This is a genomic window from Actinomycetospora termitidis (assembly GCF_030286555.1).
GTDB classification, from domain to species: domain Bacteria; phylum Actinomycetota; class Actinomycetes; order Mycobacteriales; family Pseudonocardiaceae; genus Actinomycetospora; species Actinomycetospora termitidis.
Window position 1 is genome coordinate 249,150 of record NZ_JASVWF010000008.1, and the last position, 15,142, is coordinate 264,291.

The window sequence follows — 15,142 nt, forward strand, 5'->3', positions numbered from 1 at the left end:
GCACAGCCACCCCCTTCCCGACGACGGGTGGTGGCGCGATGAGCACCAGTGCGGACCGGCGACGCCGGATGGTCGATCGGCTGTCCGAGGACGGGATCACCGATTCCCGGGTCCTCGCGGCGATGGGGACCGTGCCCCGCGAGCGCTTCGCGTGCTCCGACCTCGCCGACGTCGCCTACGAGGAGACCCCGCTGCCGATCGGGGGCGGCCAGACGATCTCCGCACCCGGCATCGTCGCTCGCATGGCGGCCGCACTGCGCCTGCGCGGTGGCGAGCGCGTGCTCGAGATCGGCACCGGGAACGGCTACGCCGCCGCGGTCCTCGCGAGCTGCGGGGCGCGCGTGGTGAGCGTGGAGTACGACGCCGAGCTCGCCGCCGCGGCCCGGCGGTGCCTGGCGCGGGTCGGGATCGACGACGTCGAGGTCCGCCACGGCGACGGCGCGCACGGCGCCCCCGACCGGGCCCCGTTCGACGCGGTGTCGATGACCGCGATGGCCCCGGACTTCCCGCCCGCCGTGCTCGAGCAGGTCACGCCCGGAGCCGTCCTGGTCGCGCCGCTCGGCGTGGACCGGGACGGGGTCCTGGTCCGCCGCCGGCGGGGCCGCGAGGAGCACCTCGGCCCGGTGCGCTTCGTGCCGATGCGGGGTGCCTCCGATGCGGTGCGGGCGGCGATGTCGTGACCGACCCGTCGTCGGGAACCGTCCGACCGACGACGTCGTTTCCGCGACGCGCGCGATCGGGGAGCCGACCGACATGAAGGCACTCACGTGGCAGGGTCCGGACGACGTCCGGGTCCTGGAGGTCCCGGACCCGACCATCCAGCAGCCGACCGACGCGATCGTCCGCATGACGAGCACCGCCATCTGCGGCTCGGACCTGCACCTCTACGAGGTGCTCGGGCCGTTCCTCGACAAGGGCGACATCCTCGGGCACGAGCCGATGGGCGTCGTCGAGGAGGTCGGCTCGGAGACGGGTGACCTGAAGGTCGGCGACCGCGTGGTGATCCCGTTCAACATCTCGTGCGGGCACTGCTGGATGTGCCGGCGGGGCCTGTTCGCGCAGTGCGAGACGACGCAGAACCGTGACCAGGGCTGCGGCGCCTCCCTGTTCGGCTACACCAAGCTCTACGGGCAGGTCCCGGGTGGCCAGGCCGAGTACCTGCGCGTGCCGCAGGCGCAGTTCGGGCCGATCAAGGTCCCGGAGGGCCCGCCGGACGAGCGCTTCCTCTACCTCTCCGACGTGCTGCCCACCGCGTGGCAGGCCGTCGTGTTCGCCGACATCCCCGCCGGCGGCAGCGTCGCGGTCTTCGGGCTCGGCCCCATCGGCCAGATGTGCGCGCGGATCGCGAAGCACCTGGGCTTCCGGGTCATCGCGGTCGACTCCGTGCCCGAGCGCATCGCGATGGCGCAGCGCCACGGCATCGAGGTCGTCAACGACACCGACGGCGACGTCACCCGCGCGATCCGCGACCGCACCGACGGCCGGGGCACCGACTCGGCCATCGACGCCGTCGGGATGGAGGCGCACGGGTCGCCGGTGCCGCAGGCGATCCAGAAGGTCGCCTCGAAGCTGCCCGACGCGATCTCCGCCCCGCTCATGTCGGTCGCCGGTGTCGACCGGACCGCCGCACTGGTCGGCTGCGTCGACGCGGTGCGCCGGGCCGGCACGGTCTCCCTGTCCGGGGTCTACGGCGGGATGGCCGACCCGCTGCCGATGCTGACGATGTTCGACAAGGGCATCCGGCTCGCGATGGGCCAGGCGCACGTCAAGCAGTGGGTCCCGGAGATCCTGCCGCTGCTGACCGACGAGGACCCGCTCGGCGTGCACGACCTGGAGACCCACGCGCTGCCGCTGGACGAGGCCCCGCACGGCTACGAGATCTTCCAGAAGAAGCAGGACGGCGCGATCAAGGTCGTGCTCAAGCCGTAGTCGGCGAAGCACCTCGTTTGAACGGGCGCGGTGATCGCCCACCCGCACGCCGTGCTCGACGTCCGCCCCGGCCCCGCCCGGTCCACGCTCACGGCAGCGCTGGACGCGCTGGCCGGGGCGGAGCGCACCCTCGACGGCTGGCGGGTGCTCGCGGCGACCGCGACGCACGATCTCGTCGCCGCCCGCCTCGCGGAGGCCCACCTCGACGCCACCGGGATCCTCCGGCAGCTCGGGGGCGATCCTCCGCGGCCCGGGTCGCTGTGGGGCGTGTGGGCCGCGCAGGCCCGGCACACCGGCGTCGAGGCCGCTTCCGGTCCCGACGGCTGGACCCTGACCGGCACGGTCCCGTGGTGCTCGGGCAGCGACCGGTGCACCGACGCCCTCGTGACGGCGGGTGAGCGGCTCTTCGCAGTCGCCCTCGACGACCCGACGGTGACGGCGGGTGCCGACCCCTGGGTGGGCCTCGGCATGGCCGGCGCCGGCACCACGACCGTGCGGTTCGACGGCACCCGCGCGCACCCGGTCGGCGGCCCGCGCGACTACCTCGAGCGGCCGGGTTTCTGGCACGCCGCCGCGGGCGTCGCGGCCGTCTGGTTCGGCGGGGCGGTCGGCGTGGCCCGCCCGCTGCGTGCCCGGATCGCCGAGGGTCGCGGCGACGCCCACGACGCCGCGCACCTCGGCCGGGTCGACGCCGCCCTGGGCGCCGCGGCGACGATGCTGCGGGAGGCGGCGGCCGCCGCGGACGCCGATCTCGACACCGTCCCCACCGCCCGCCGCCGGGCCCTCGCCGTCCGGGCGACCGTGGAGACCGCCGTCGAGACCGCCCTGCGCAGTACCGGGCGCGCCACCGGACCGGGGCCGTTGGCCCACGACGCCGCCCACGCCCGGCACGTCGCCGACCTCGAGGTCTACGTCCGCCAGAGCCACGCCGAGCGGGACTTCGCCGCACTCGGCACCCTCGCCGTCGAGCAGCCGGAGGTGACCTTGTGAGCGTCCGGGACCTCACCGGGACCGGGACGTCCGAGCAGCGGTGGCAGGACTCGGGCGTCCTGGCCTCCCTCCCCCGGGTCGCCCCGGAGGCGGTGCGGCCGCCCGGCCGCGTCGTCGTCCTCGCCCCGCACCCCGACGACGAGACCCTCGGCGCCGGCGCCACGCTCGCCGCCTGGGCCCGGGCCGGGACGGCGGTCGTCGTCCTCGCCGTCACCGACGGCGAGGCGAGCCACCCGGGCAGCCCGACCCTCTCCCCCACCCAGCTCGCCGCCCGCCGCGTCGACGAACGCACGGCGGCGCTCCGGGAACTCGGACTCGGCGGCGCGCCGGTTATCCGGGCAGGGCTTCCCGACGGCGGGGTGGCGCGGCACCGCGACGAGCTCGCGGCCGCGCTCGCCGGCGTCGTCGCTCCCGGCGACACGCTGCTCGCCCCCGTCGTCGGGGACGGCCACCCCGACCACGACGCCGTCGCCGAGGCCGCGTCCGGCGCTGGGGTCCCCGTCCTGCGCTACGCGATCTGGTGGTGGCACTGGGCGCGGCCGGAGGACCTCGACGCGACCGGGGCGGTCGCCGTCACCGGGGACGACGAGGCCCGCCGGGCCAAGCGGGCGGCCGTCGAGCGCTTCACCACCCAGGTCGCGCCGCTGTCCGACGCCCCGGAGGACGCCGCGATCCTCCCCGGGCCCGTGCTCGAGCGGCTGCTGCGGGCGGACGAGGTGCTGTGGCGGTGAGCCTGCCCCGCGAGCACTTCGACGACCTGTGGGCCACCGAGCAGGACCCGTGGGGCCTGGAGTCGTCCTTCTACGAGGACCGCAAGCGGGCCCTCGTCCTGGCCGCGCTGCCCGACGCCGAGTACCGCCGCGCCGCAGAGCCCGGGTGTGCGGGCGGGGCGCTGTCCCGCCTGCTCGCCCCGCGCTGCCGCGAGCTGGTCTGCACCGACGTCAGCGCCACTGCCGTCGAGCGGGCCCGTAGCCGGGTGGCCGGCTTCGACCACGTGACCGTGGAGGAGACCGACGCGTTCCCGCCCGGCCGCTTCGACCTCGTCGTCGTCTCCGAGCTCGCCTACTACTTCGACGACGCCGACCGGGCCCGGTTCTGGAGCGCCGTCGTCGACGCGCTGGAACCGGGCGGGACCCTCGTCGCCGTGCACTGGATCCGGGAGGCCCCGGAGTACCCCGTCGACGGCGATCGGGTGCACGACGAGCTGGCCCGCATGGAGGGTCTGGGGCGGTTGGCCGAGCACCGGGAGGACGATTTTCGCCTCGACGTCTTCGCGCGCGTGCCCCCGTCGCCCCGCTCCGTCGCGTTCCGCGTGGGGCTGCGATGACGGTGCTCGGCGTCGTGGTCCCCGTCCACGACGAACAGGAACTGCTCGGGGACTGCCTCGACGCGATCTCCCGGGCGGCGCGCTGGGTCCGGGGTCGTGCCGCGGTGCGCACGCTCGTCGTCCTGGACTCCTGCCGGGACGCCAGCCGGGAGATCGCCCGCGACCGCGGGGTCGACCAGTTCGCCGTGGCGGCCCGCAACGTCGGGGTGGCGCGGGATGCGGGCGTCCGGACCCTGATCGACGGCCCGGGCGCCGTCCCGGACTGGATCGCGACGACGGACGCCGACTCGCAGGTCCCGCCGGACTGGCTGCTCGCGCAGCTCGCGGCGTACGACCACGGGGTGGACGCACGGGTCGGTGCGGTCTACGTCGACGACTGGGACGGCCACGGCTCCTCGACCCGGGACTGGTTCCGCGACGTGTACGACGCCGCCGACGACCCGCACCCGCACGTGCACGGCGCGAACCTCGGGGTGCGCCGCGAGGCCTACGAGCGCTGCGGCGGCTTCGCCGGGCTCGCCGTGGGCGAGGACGTGGCGCTGGTCGCGGCGCTGGACGCGGGCGGGTTCACCGTGCACCGGTCCCGCCGCAGCCCGGTGCTCACCAGCGGACGGCGGATCGCCCGCGCGCACGGCGGGTTCGCCGCGCGTCTCGGTGAGCTCGAGGCAGGCTGATCCCGGGGCTCGGTTCCGAACGAGCGGCACTCTCGCGCGCGTAGAAGCTGCGAAGGTGCCGTTCGCTCGTCACCGGAGGGTGGCCTACGGCGCGAGGCCGGAGTTGCGCCCGGAGGCCGCAGTGGCGTCGTCGAGCATGTCGTCGGCGGCGGTGGCGCCGCTCGTGGCCACGGCGCGGGCGGCGGTGGTGTCGAAGTACAGACGTACGTCGCCCACACCGGAGTCGTCGAGGTCGAGCACGGTGACCCCGACGTAGCGCACCGGCTGACCGTCGTGGTGGTGCCCGGTGCTGACCCACTCGAGGACCGCGCGGGAATCGGTCTCGGTGACCGTCGTGAAGTGCGAGGTGATGTCGGCGTACGCGCGGCCGTAGGCGTCCCAGAACTCCCGAGCGCCCTCCGGCCCGGTGGAGGCCTGCGCGGCGCCCGAGCTCGTCCAGCGGGTCCCCGTCCCGGCGAGCGCCGCCATGCCCTCCGGGTCGCCGTCGTTCTCGACCGCGCGCAACGCGTCGACGAAGCGGCGGGCGATCGACGAGGTCAGCTGGGTCTCGGCTCCGGGTGCCATGCGGGGCGGGTGCGCCGCACGGGGGTGGTCACAAACGTGACCGACCCGTCGTCGGGAATCGGCCGTGTGCACCAGCCGTACCGACGGGTAGCCGCACCACGACCCAGATGGACGTTGTCAGGAGGACGACCGCGATGGCCGAGAACACCCGCGACCAGGACACCTCCGCCGAGGACCTCAAGGGCCGCCTCAAGGAGGCCGTCGGTGCCGTGACCGGCGCCGACTCCGTCGCCCGTGAGGGCCAGGCCCAGCAGGGCAAGGCCTCCAAGGAGGACGAGGCCCGCCGCAAGGAGCAGGAGGCCGAGCAGGCGCGCGCCCAGGCGGAGCGGAAGTCCGCGCAGGAGAAGTAGCACGCAGGACCCATGAACGGGCCGTTCGTCACGATCAACCGTGACGGACGGCCCGTTCGTCGTTCAGCGGGTCTGCTCGACCGGACGCACCAGCACCTCGTTGATCGCGGTCCGTGGCGGTCGGGTGACGATGTAGACGATCGCGTCGGCGATGTCGTCGGCCTCGAGCACGCCCATCTCCGACGCGGACGACGCGTCCGGCGCGTTCTGCCGGCCGGTGTTCGTGAGCTCGGTGTCGACGAGCCCGGGCTCGACCAGCCCGACCCGCACGTGCTGCGGGGCCAGCTCCTGGCGCAGGGCCTCGGAGAACGCGCCCACGGCGTGCTTCGTCGCCGCGTAGACGTTGCTGCCCGGTCCGGTCACGGTGCGCCCGGCGACCGAGCTGACGGTCACGACGTCGGCGATCCCCCGAGCGCCCGAGGCCGCCTTGCTGAGGTGGCCGACGGCCGCGTGGGTGGTCGCGAGGACGCCGTTGAGGTTGACGTCGACCATGGTGCGCCACTCGGAGAGGTCGGCCTCCGACGCCGGGTCCATCGTCCCGTAGCCGGCGTTGTTGACCAGGACGTCGATGCCGCCGTGGTCCCGGGCCACGGAGTCGATGGCCTCCCGCACCGCGTCGGCGTCCGTCACGTCGACCTCGTGCACCTCGGCGTGCCCGCCGATCTCCCGAGCGAGGTCCTCCAGCTTGTCCCGGCGCCGCGCGAACAGCGCGACGCGTGCGCCCTCGGCGGCGAGGGCCCGTGCGGTGGCGTTGCCGATCCCGCTCGACGCCCCGGTGACCACCGCGGTCGTCCCGTCCAGTCGTCCTGTCATGACGGCGGGTCCCCGACCGACGTGATCCACTCACCGGATGCTCGACGTGGTCCTTCTCATCGGTCTGCAGGCGTGCGGGAAGACGACGTTCTACGCCTCGACGCTGGCCGACACCCACGCGCTCGTGTCGAAGGACGCCATGCCCCGCTCGGCCCGGCACCGGGAGGCGCGCCTGCTCCGGGAGTTCGCCGCGCTGCTCGACGAGGGCCGGTCGGTGTGCGTCGACAACACCCAGCCGTCGGCCGCGGAACGCGCCGGGGTGATCGCCACGGCCCGGGCGGCGGGCGCGCGGGTGATCGGCCACTGGTGGCGGCCCGACCTCCCGCTGTCGCTGGAGCGCAACGCCGCGCGGCAGGACCCGGTGCCCGAGGTGGGCCTGTACGCAGCGGCCTCGCGGTGGGAGGAGCCCGCCCTCGACGAGGGGTTCGACGACCTCGTCGAGCACGGCTGAGCGCGGCGACCCCGAGCGCGCCGACGCCGTGGTCGTCGGTACGGGCGCCGCGCGCTGCACGGGCCGCCGGATTGAGCGAAGGGCACCATCGGTCGATCTACTCGACGGAAGGTGCCCTTCGCTCGGTGGGGGTGCGACTGGCGAAGGGCGCCCACGACCCGTCTACTCGACCGGAGGTGCCCTTCGCTCAACGGCGCCCGGGGGGCTCAGCTCGCCGGCACACCCGGCCACGTGGCGACCCGCAGCTCGAGCCGCCCGTCACGCACGCGCGTCGGGAAGACCGCGGCCGGAGCGGTCGCCGGGCCGCGCATGACCCGCCCGTCGTCGAGCCGGAAGACGCTGCCGTGCCACGGGCACTCGACGCAGGTGTCGCCGTCCACGTCGGCCAGATCGCCATCGGAGAGCGGCGCCGAGGCGTGCGGGCACCGCTGCCCGAGCGCCCGGACCTCGTCCCCACGGCGCACGACGACCACGTTCACCTCGCCGGCGCGCCGGGCCACCGGCTCACCTTCGGGCAGGTCGGCGAGGGCGCCGGCGTCGGTCCAGTCCTCCGGGCCGATGTGCGGGTAGTCCTCGGCGTGGTTCGCCCCGAGGGACTGGTGGTAGCTCAGGTGCCCGCCGAGCACCGCGCCGGCCGACCCCGCGGCGAGCGCCGCCCACCCCAGGAGCGCGCCCCGGGTGCTCCGACCGCGGAGCCGGGCCGCGAGGGACGCGACGTACCCGGTGATCATCGTGATGTTGGCGGCGGCGTGGACGATGCCGACGCGCTGCTGCTCCTCGTGGGCCTGCGAGTAGTCCGCCCAACCGGAGGCCGCGGTGGGGCCGGCCACGAGCAGTCCCACCCCTATCAGCGCGGTGGCCGGGCGGCGGGTCCGCGGCAGGATGTCGAGCAGGCCGGCGGACAGGAAGCTGCCGAAGCTGAGCTGCGCGAGCGCGGGGTGCAGGGGGTGGCCGATCGGCACGCCGTGCAGGACGTCAGCGATCTTCCGGTTCGTGAGCACGCGGTTGACGAGGTCCCGGGCGGGTGCCGCGACCCGGTCGAGGGCCTCCGTCCGGGCGATCCGGTCGATGTCGTCGAAGGGGCGCACGCGGTCCCTCGCTCTCGGTGTGGTGGTGGTCCGCCCGGAGTGCCCGAGCCGGACCTGCCGCCACACCTGCTGATCAGCCGCGCTCGGCCCGGTCGCCCTCCTGACCCTCCGACCCCGGGTCGTCCGTGCGGTTGTTCGGGTACGGCTCCGGTCCGGGCGGCGGCTCCACGATCCGCGCGCTGAACAGCATCATCATGACGAAGCCGAGCAGGGCCAGGGTGATGTGCAGGAAGTGATCCGGGCCGTTGAGCTGCAGCCAGCCCGCCTGGGGCACGTTGCCGCCGGCCGTGAGCCCCATCAGGTAGACGACGAGGTAGAGCACCACCTGCGTGACCGTCCAGCGACGCGACCACCGGCGCTTCACCGCGGCCGTCGCCCCGAGCACGGCGGTGACGGCCAGCAGGACGGCGTGCGCCGGAGTGATCAGCAGGTTCAGCACGGTGGCCGGACTTCCCGACGTCGCCAGCCCGACGACGGCCCAGACGGCGACGACCGCGAGCACCACGCTCTGGCCGAGCAGCAACGACGTCGCGATCCGTCCCAGGAACCCCTCGTGCGGGACCGACGGGATCGGGTTGCCCTGCTCGTCGTGGTCCGACGGGACATAGGGCCCGGTGGAGGAGCGCCCCGCCCGGTCGTGGACCGACGACCGCCCGGGCGCGTCGGTCTGCGTCGCGGGGTCGTACCGGGCGGAACGCTCGCTCATGGTCCGGGGAACCCGGTCGGCCTCATCGGCCACACCGGCCGTCGGGAACTAGTGCTTCAGGACGGGGTCCGTGCCCAGCCAGTCGGCGTAGTCCGCCGGCAGCTGGCTGGTGAAGTTCGCCCACTCGCCGTCGGTCAGCGCGGTCTCGAGGCCCTTGGCGATCGCGCGGGCGTGCTGGCGGGCCTGCGCCGCCGTGACGTCGCCGCCCTCCTGCGACGCGATCCGCTCGTAGAAGGTCGAGACGTCGAACTGCTCGCCGCCGCCCTCGGAGGGCAGCTGCTCCTTCAGGCCGGCGGGGAGCTGTGCGGCGAGATCGGAGGTCTCGCCCCCGGCGAGCCGCCGGCCGAGGACGGTCAGCGTCGCCTGCAGGGCCCGCTCGGCGGCCTCGTGGTCCAGGCCGGTGCTCTCGCGCACCGCGCTGATGAACTCGTCCTGCTGCATGATCTTCCTCTCCGTTCGTCGGTGTCGGATGACGCGGGTGCCCGGCGCCCTCCCGGGCGCACACGTACGACCGGGACGCACCGGCACCGTCGGATCTCGGCTGGTGACCGCGGGCACGGCTTCGATAGGCTCCGGCGGTGGCGCGCCTGCTCGGCGCCGCCGGAGTTGACCTCCCAGCTCGCCCTCCCTCGCGCGTCCGAGGAGCCCGCTGTGAGCGAGACCGAGCCGCCGGCCCGACCGACCATCGGCGTCGACGTCCGACCCGGGTCGATCCTCGTGCGCATGTGCGGCGACCTCGACGTCGTGACCGCGCCCCGCCTGGACCGCGTGCTCGAGGACGTCATCCTCCGGGCGTCCGGGGAGTACGAGCTCTCGGGGGCGCCCAGCATCACGATCGCCCTCGAGGCCGTCGACCTGATCTCCGCAGCCGGGATGACGGTGCTGCTCCGCGCCTGCGGGAACGCTTCGCGCCACGGCGTCGAGTGCCTGGTCTGCGTGAGCCCGCGGGCCCGGCGCGCGCTGGCGCTCACCGGGCTCGACCGCGTCCTGCTCACCGGCCCCCGGCGCCACCGCGTCGCGTGGACAGGTACTTCGTCCGCCGAGTAACGTGACACCGGTCACCGGCTTCTGTCTCACGCCGGCCGGTTTCACCCCCGAGGCCGCGGCTGTCCCGCACCCACGCCTCCGGGAGGTCTCGGCATGTCCGTCACCCCGCGTCCCACGCGACGTCCCTCGCCTCCCTCACCCTCGGAGGACGGCGCCCTCGGCCCGCTCCGGCGGACCCTGGGCACGGCGCTCGGGATGCTGGGCGACCTCCGCACGCTGCACCCCGCCGTCACCTCCGGTCACCTCGAACGCCGCCTCCGCGCGGAGATCGAGCGGGTGCAGCGCGGTCCCGACGGCGGGTGCAGCGCGATCCCCGCGGTCAGCACGGCGTGCTCGCACCTGGCCACGCGTTCCTACGAGGACGCCTACCTCGCCCTCGTGACGGCGGTCGGACTGCTTCCGCGGCGGCCCTCCTGAGACGTCAGGTCCGGGCGCGGGAGAGCGCGAGCAGGCGGTCGTCCGGCGTGAACAGCCGCCGGACGAGGCCCAGCGCGACCACACTCGTCGTCGTCGCGGCCGCGGCCAGCACGAGGAACATCACGACGGCCTGGACGAGCACCGCCTGCACCGGCGGGACGCCCGCGAGGATCAGCCCGGTCATCGCCCCGGGGAGGAAGACCAGCCCGGTCGCCTTCGTCGTCTCGATCTGCGGGCTCAGCGCCGAGCGCAGCACCCCGCGCAGGTAGGGCCGGGCCGCGTCGCGGCCCGACTGGCCCAGCGCGAGCCGCGCCTCGATCTCGCCGCGCTTGTCGGCGAACTCCTCCTGCAGCCGACGGCCGGCGAGCACGGTCGAGGTCATGGCGTTCCCGACGATCAGGCCGGCCATCGGCACGAGCGTCCGGGAGGTCAGCGGGAACACTCCCAGCCCGAAGAGCACCAGCAGGCAGACGGCGCCCGCGGCGAGGAAGGCCAGCCCGGCGACGGGGAGCAGCCCCGGGATCGAGGGCGCGCGCTGCCGCGCGGTGTACGCGGCGTAGGCCAGCATGGCCGCGACCCACAGCCACGACCACCACAACGACACCCCGGGCGCGAGCAGCAGCACCAGGATCCCGCCCACGATCAGCAGCTGCACGAGGGCGCGGGCGGCCGCCCAGACGATGCTGCGCTCCAGCCCCAGGCGCCAGGCCAGCGAGATGCCCGCGGCCACGACGACGAGGACGAGCGAGACGGCCAGTCCGGTCCAGCTGATGGTCACGACGACGACCTCCTCGCCAGTTCCCACTCCCGGCTCTCGACGAGCCCACCGTCGCGCAGCTCCAGCACCCGATCGGCCACCCGGCGTACCTGCTCGGCGTCGTGACCGACCCACACCACGGTCAGCCCGCCGCCGACCAGGTCCAGGACGGTGCGCTCGAACTCCTGCGCCGGCTCGGCGTCCAGGGCCGACGTCGGCTCGTCCAGCAGCAGGGTCTCCGGCGCGGTGATCAGCGTGCGGGCCAGGCACATGCGCTGCAGCTCGCCGCCGGAGAGGGTGTCGGCGTCGCGGTCGAGCAGGTCCGTCGCGAGCGACACCCGCTCCAGGGCCTGCTGCATCGTCGTCCGGTCGGCGTCCGGGCTCGCGACCGCGAGGTTGTCGGCGACGGTCCCGGCGAACGGGGTGGGGCGCTGGAACACCATGCCGACGCGGCGCCGCAGCGCCCTCGGGTCGAGGTCGGCGAGGTCAGTGCCGTCGTAGGCGACCGACCCGCCGTCGGGAACGTCGAGGCGGTTCAGCAGCCGCAGCGTGGAGGTCTTGCCGGCCCCGGACGGTCCCCAGAGCACCGTGACGCCCTCGCCGGGCAGCTCGGCGTCGGCGCCGTCGAGGACCGTCGCGTCCCCGTGGCGCAGCACCACCCCGCGCAGCGCGAAGCCGGGCATCAGTCGTCCGGTCCGGCCGTCCGGGGCTCCGGGTGCGAGGTCGCGGGGCCGTCGTCGTCGCGGCCGGTGCGCCGCGCGAGCTCCGCGCCGGACGACAGGTGCTGGATCACCGCGTGCAACCGGTGGTTGCTGCCGCGCACGGGGACGGCCTCGAGGTCGCTGGTGCGCACGAGGTGCACGGTGGCCTCGAGCAGCCGCGCGATCTCGAGGGCGACGTCGTTGTCGTGATCGCTCGGCGTCTCGGCCGCGTCCGCGGCGCGCTCGCCGATCGTCAGGGCCTGTCGGGCCTCCCGCAACGCGGTGACGGCCGCCGCTTCGGCATCGGTCATGGGAGCGGAGTGTGCCCTGCTCCGACGCCAGGCGCGCGGGATCAGGCGGGTTGCAGCACCCGTCGGGCCCGGTGGGCGACGAGCATCCGTCGCCCGATCAGGGCGAGGACCCCGGCCACCACCATCGCCGCGGCGGCGACGAGCCAGGCGGCGGTGAAGGAGACGCTGCCCGCGGTGAACCCGAAGCCGACCGGACCGAGGAACCCGCCCGCGTACACCCCGACCTGCACGATCGCGGTCGCCGCGGCCGGCGCCTCCGGGTTCAGCCGCACCACGGCGAACTGCAGCAGCCCAGGCCACGACCAGCCCAGCCCGAACCCGAGCACCACCCCGGCGACCAGCGCCACGGTGCCCGGCAGGGCCAGCAGGACCAGGCCGACCGCGCCCGCGAGCAGGCAGCTCGCGACGACCGTGATGTGCCCTCCGGACCGACGGTCGGCGTTCCACCCCAGCAGCACCCGCATGACGAGGCCGACGACGCTGCCCAGCGTCAGCACCAGGCCCGCGATCCCGGGCGGGATGCCCCGGTCGACCGCGGCCGCGACCAGGAAGATGCCGAGCCCGGTGCACGCGCCGGCCCCCAGACCGGCCGCGACCCCGACGACGGCGAGCGCGGCGGTGGCCCGGTCGCTGTCGCCGCCCGTGTCTGCGGCCCGGGCCGCCGAGCCCCGCGGGGCGGCCGCGAGCGCGGCGAGCGCGAGGGCGGCCGCGCACACGTAGGCCCAGCGCCAGCCGACGGTGAGGGCGAGCGCCGGGACGGCCAGCCCGGCGAGCAGCGTCGCGAGCGGCACCGAGGCCTGCTTCACGCCGAACGAGAGGCCGAGCCGGCGCGCGGGCATGGACCGCGCCAGCGTGAGGTTCGAGGACAGCTGGCCCATGACGTTGCACCACGCCGAGCACAGCAGGATCACCGTGAGGGTCGTCAGCGAGCGCGCCAGCGCCGCCGTGAGCAGCATCGCCGCGGCGGCCCCGAGCACCGCGACCCGGCTGGTCACCCGCGAGCCGAAGCGCTCCACGGCCTTCCCCACCGGGAGCGACATGAGCGCCGACACCCCGAAGTACGCCGCCACGAGGAGGCCCAGCGCCGCCGGGTCGAAGCCCAGCTCCGCCCCCACCTGCACCGCCGACGCACCGAGCAGGAACACCGGGAGCACGGTCGACGTGGTGATCGCGACGGCTCCGGCCCCGACCCGCCACGCGCTCTGCTCGCTCATCGTTGCACCACGCTAACGGACATCACGCCCGGAGGGACGGATTCGTGATCCGGCCCGCGATCGGGCACTCCCGGGCGCGCTCCGTCGACGGGAGGTCGAGGATGGACGGAATGATCGGCCTGGTCGCCGCGGTCGTCGGCCTCGTGATCGTGACCGCCCTGGTGCGAGCGGCGGCACGACGCACGGGCGTGCCCGACCCCATCGCCCTGCTCCTCGTGGGCGTCGCCCTGTCCTACGTGCCCGGGTTGCCGGACTACCGGATCGACCCGGACCTCGTGCTCGTCGTGATCCTCCCGGTGCTGCTCTACGGCGCGGGGTTCGCGGCGTCGCTCCCCGCCTTCCGGATCCACCTGCGGCCGATCCTGCTGCTCGCGGTCGGGCTCACGCTCGTGAGCACCCTGGCCGTCGGGGCCGTGGCCGCCGCGCTGGTGCCCGGCCTGGGGTTCGCGGCGGCCTGCGCGCTCGGGGCGGTCGTCGCACCGCCGGACGCCGTCGCGGCGACCGCGGTCGCCCGCACCATCCGGCTCCCCCGCCGCGTCGTGGCACTGCTCGAGGGCGAGAGCCTGTTCAACGACGCGGCCGCCCTGACCGCGCTGACCGTCGCGGTGGCGGCGGTGACCAGCGGTGCGCTGTCGTTCCCGGCCGCCGCCGGCCGGTTCCTGCTGGTGGCCCTCGGCGGAGTTGCGGTGGGCGGCGTGGTCGGCCTCGCCGTCGGCTGGGTACGACGGCGGGTCCTGCACCCCTACACCGACGTGGTCGTGTTCCTGGTGACGCCGTTCGTGGTGTACCTGCCGGCCGAGGAGCTCGGCGTGTCCGGGCTGGTCGCGGTCGTCGTCGCCGGGCTCTACCTCGGCCACCGCTCCACGACGATCATGGAGCCGGGGGCGCGGGTCGTCACCGGCGCGGTGGGCACGGCGACGACGTGGCTCCTCGAGGGCATGGTGTTCCTGCTGGTCGGGCTGCAGCTGCGGGCCGTCGTCGCCGGCATCTCGGGGATGGCGTTCGTGGCCGTCGCGGGGGCGACGGTCGCGGTCGTCGTCACGCTCGTCGTGGTCCGGTTCGCGTGGGTGGTGCTGACCGAGCAGGTCCTGGGCACGGCGTTGCGGCGACGGCACGCGTCGTGGACGGAGTCGTTGCTGACCTCGTGGGCGGGGATGCGCGGCGCGGTCTCCCTGGCCGCCGTCCTGACCCTGCCGATCGCGTTCCCGCAGCGCGACCTGATCGTCTTCGTGACGTTCGTGGTCATCCTCGTGACCCTGCTCGGGCAGGGGCTCACGCTGCCCCTGTTGGCGCGCCGGATGCCCGGGACCCATCACGAGGACGTCGAGGAGGCGAAGGAGGAGGCACGCGCCCGCCGGCTCGCCGCCGACGCGGCCCTGGAGTGCCTGGAGGAGATCGAGCGGGAGGACCCGGGCCGGGAGAAGGTCGTCGAGCAGCTGCGCCGTCGGGTGAACAACCGGATGGACGCGGCCTCGGAGGCGCTGGAGGCCGCGTCGGACGCCTTCGACGCCGAGGGCGGGGCCGAGGGCGCCGGCCGCGGCGGGGCGGTGGAGTCGGTGCCCGCCGTGTCGGAGGAGGAGGACCACGAGTCCGAGCCGACCGCCGCCCGGGACCGGGACCGGGACCGGGAGGGGACCCGCGAGACCTACCGCCGCTACGGCCAGGCGATGCTGGTGGCCGAACGGACCCGCCTGCTGGCCCTGCGCGACTCCGGCACCCTCGGTGAGGAGGCCTTCGTGCGCCTCCAGCACGAGCTCGACCTGGAGCAGGCGGCGCTGACGGTGCGGTGACGGTGGACCGGAC

Annotated in this window: 20 protein-coding genes; 11 read left to right on the forward strand and 9 right to left on the reverse strand. The window is 75.0% G+C overall.

Annotated features, from left to right (window positions below):
- Nucleotides 1–38: 38 nt before the first annotated feature.
- The 6 genes from QRT03_RS28115 (at nt 39) to QRT03_RS28140 (ending at nt 4,920) form a co-directional block, all read left to right on the forward strand.
- Nucleotides 39–680 carry a protein-L-isoaspartate(D-aspartate) O-methyltransferase gene (locus QRT03_RS28115; RefSeq protein WP_286056467.1) on the forward strand — a complete coding sequence of 214 codons (642 nt, stop codon included), beginning with the start codon at nt 39–41 and terminating at the stop codon, nt 678–680.
- A 73-nt stretch (nt 681–753) separates the two neighbouring features.
- Nucleotides 754–1,929: a zinc-dependent alcohol dehydrogenase gene (locus QRT03_RS28120; protein ID WP_286056468.1), complete on the forward strand. Its 1,176-nt coding sequence runs from the start codon at nt 754–756 to the stop codon at nt 1,927–1,929.
- 30 nt (nt 1,930–1,959) lie between these two features.
- The gene (locus QRT03_RS28125) at nt 1,960–2,919 is read left to right on the forward strand and encodes an acyl-CoA dehydrogenase (RefSeq protein WP_286056469.1); all 960 of its coding nucleotides are present in this window, start codon (nt 1,960–1,962) and stop codon (nt 2,917–2,919) included.
- The gene (locus QRT03_RS28130) at nt 2,916–3,650 is read left to right on the forward strand and encodes a PIG-L deacetylase family protein (RefSeq protein WP_286056470.1); all 735 of its coding nucleotides are present in this window, start codon (nt 2,916–2,918) and stop codon (nt 3,648–3,650) included. The genes QRT03_RS28125 and QRT03_RS28130 overlap by 4 nt, the downstream gene beginning before the upstream one ends.
- Complete coding sequence (locus QRT03_RS28135) at nt 3,647–4,246, forward strand: SAM-dependent methyltransferase (RefSeq protein WP_286056471.1); 600 nt, start codon at nt 3,647–3,649, stop codon at nt 4,244–4,246. The genes QRT03_RS28130 and QRT03_RS28135 overlap by 4 nt, the downstream gene beginning before the upstream one ends.
- Entirely contained in the window at nt 4,243–4,920 is a 678-nt protein-coding gene (locus QRT03_RS28140; protein ID WP_286056472.1) for a glycosyltransferase family 2 protein, read from the forward strand. Before QRT03_RS28135 ends, QRT03_RS28140 begins: the two co-directional genes overlap by 4 nt.
- Before the next feature lie 84 nt (nt 4,921–5,004).
- On the opposite strand, the gene QRT03_RS28145 is transcribed toward QRT03_RS28140, so the two are convergent.
- Nucleotides 5,005–5,484 carry a nuclear transport factor 2 family protein gene (locus QRT03_RS28145; RefSeq protein WP_286056473.1) on the reverse strand — a complete coding sequence of 160 codons (480 nt, stop codon included), beginning with the start codon at nt 5,482–5,484 and terminating at the stop codon, nt 5,005–5,007.
- A 134-nt stretch (nt 5,485–5,618) separates the two neighbouring features.
- Here QRT03_RS28145 and QRT03_RS28150 point away from each other — a divergent pair, with 134 nt between their 5' ends.
- Entirely contained in the window at nt 5,619–5,834 is a 216-nt protein-coding gene (locus QRT03_RS28150; RefSeq protein ID WP_286056474.1) for a CsbD family protein, read from the forward strand.
- Between the two features lie 63 nt (nt 5,835–5,897).
- Here the strand turns inward: QRT03_RS28150 and QRT03_RS28155 are convergent, their stop codons facing one another.
- Complete coding sequence (locus QRT03_RS28155) at nt 5,898–6,647, reverse strand: SDR family oxidoreductase (protein ID WP_286056475.1); 750 nt, start codon at nt 6,645–6,647, stop codon at nt 5,898–5,900.
- Nucleotides 6,648–6,684: 37 nt separating this feature from the next.
- On the opposite strand from QRT03_RS28155, the gene QRT03_RS28160 reads away from it, so the two are divergent.
- Entirely contained in the window at nt 6,685–7,098 is a 414-nt protein-coding gene (locus QRT03_RS28160; protein ID WP_286056476.1) for an AAA family ATPase, read from the forward strand.
- A 206-nt stretch (nt 7,099–7,304) separates the two neighbouring features.
- Here the strand turns inward: QRT03_RS28160 and QRT03_RS28165 are convergent, their stop codons facing one another.
- The 3 genes from QRT03_RS28165 to QRT03_RS28175 all read right to left on the reverse strand — a co-directional run bounded on the left by QRT03_RS28165 (nt 7,305) and on the right by QRT03_RS28175 (nt 9,333).
- Nucleotides 7,305–8,186, reverse strand: a complete 882-nt coding sequence (locus tag QRT03_RS28165) for a Rieske (2Fe-2S) protein (RefSeq protein WP_286056477.1) — start codon at nt 8,184–8,186, stop codon at nt 7,305–7,307.
- A gap of 73 nt (nt 8,187–8,259) precedes the next feature.
- Entirely contained in the window at nt 8,260–8,892 is a 633-nt protein-coding gene (locus QRT03_RS28170; protein WP_286056478.1) for a DUF4383 domain-containing protein, read from the reverse strand.
- 48 nt (nt 8,893–8,940) lie between these two features.
- Entirely contained in the window at nt 8,941–9,333 is a 393-nt protein-coding gene (locus QRT03_RS28175; RefSeq protein ID WP_286056479.1) for a DUF2267 domain-containing protein, read from the reverse strand.
- A 210-nt stretch (nt 9,334–9,543) separates the two neighbouring features.
- On the opposite strand from QRT03_RS28175, the gene QRT03_RS28180 reads away from it, so the two are divergent.
- Together QRT03_RS28180 and QRT03_RS28185 are read left to right on the forward strand one after the other, a co-directional pair.
- Nucleotides 9,544–9,939 (forward strand): STAS domain-containing protein, encoded by a 396-nt coding sequence (locus tag QRT03_RS28180; protein ID WP_286056480.1) that lies wholly within the window; start codon nt 9,544–9,546, stop codon nt 9,937–9,939.
- A 93-nt stretch (nt 9,940–10,032) separates the two neighbouring features.
- On the forward strand, nt 10,033–10,356 hold the full coding sequence (locus QRT03_RS28185) for a hypothetical protein (RefSeq protein WP_286056481.1): 324 nt from the start codon (nt 10,033–10,035) through the stop codon (nt 10,354–10,356).
- 4 nt (nt 10,357–10,360) lie between these two features.
- Here the strand turns inward: QRT03_RS28185 and QRT03_RS28190 are convergent, their stop codons facing one another.
- The 4 genes from QRT03_RS28190 to QRT03_RS28205 are packed head-to-tail and all read right to left on the reverse strand — an operon-like array spanning nt 10,361 to nt 13,339.
- Entirely contained in the window at nt 10,361–11,134 is a 774-nt protein-coding gene (locus QRT03_RS28190) for an ABC transporter permease (protein ID WP_286056482.1), read from the reverse strand.
- The gene (locus tag QRT03_RS28195) at nt 11,131–11,796 is read right to left on the reverse strand and encodes an ABC transporter ATP-binding protein (protein WP_286056483.1); all 666 of its coding nucleotides are present in this window, start codon (nt 11,794–11,796) and stop codon (nt 11,131–11,133) included. The genes QRT03_RS28190 and QRT03_RS28195 overlap by 4 nt, the downstream gene beginning before the upstream one ends.
- Nucleotides 11,796–12,125 carry a hypothetical protein gene (locus QRT03_RS28200; RefSeq protein WP_286056484.1) on the reverse strand — a complete coding sequence of 110 codons (330 nt, stop codon included), beginning with the start codon at nt 12,123–12,125 and terminating at the stop codon, nt 11,796–11,798. The genes QRT03_RS28195 and QRT03_RS28200 overlap by 1 nt, the downstream gene beginning before the upstream one ends.
- A 41-nt stretch (nt 12,126–12,166) precedes the next feature.
- Nucleotides 12,167–13,339, reverse strand: a complete 1,173-nt coding sequence (locus QRT03_RS28205) for an MFS transporter (RefSeq protein WP_286056485.1) — start codon at nt 13,337–13,339, stop codon at nt 12,167–12,169.
- Between the two features lie 101 nt (nt 13,340–13,440).
- Between QRT03_RS28205 and QRT03_RS28210 the strand changes: the two genes are divergently transcribed.
- The gene (locus QRT03_RS28210; RefSeq protein ID WP_286056486.1) at nt 13,441–15,129 is read left to right on the forward strand and encodes a Na+/H+ antiporter; all 1,689 of its coding nucleotides are present in this window, start codon (nt 13,441–13,443) and stop codon (nt 15,127–15,129) included.
- The last annotated feature ends 13 nt before the right edge of the window (nt 15,130–15,142 follow it).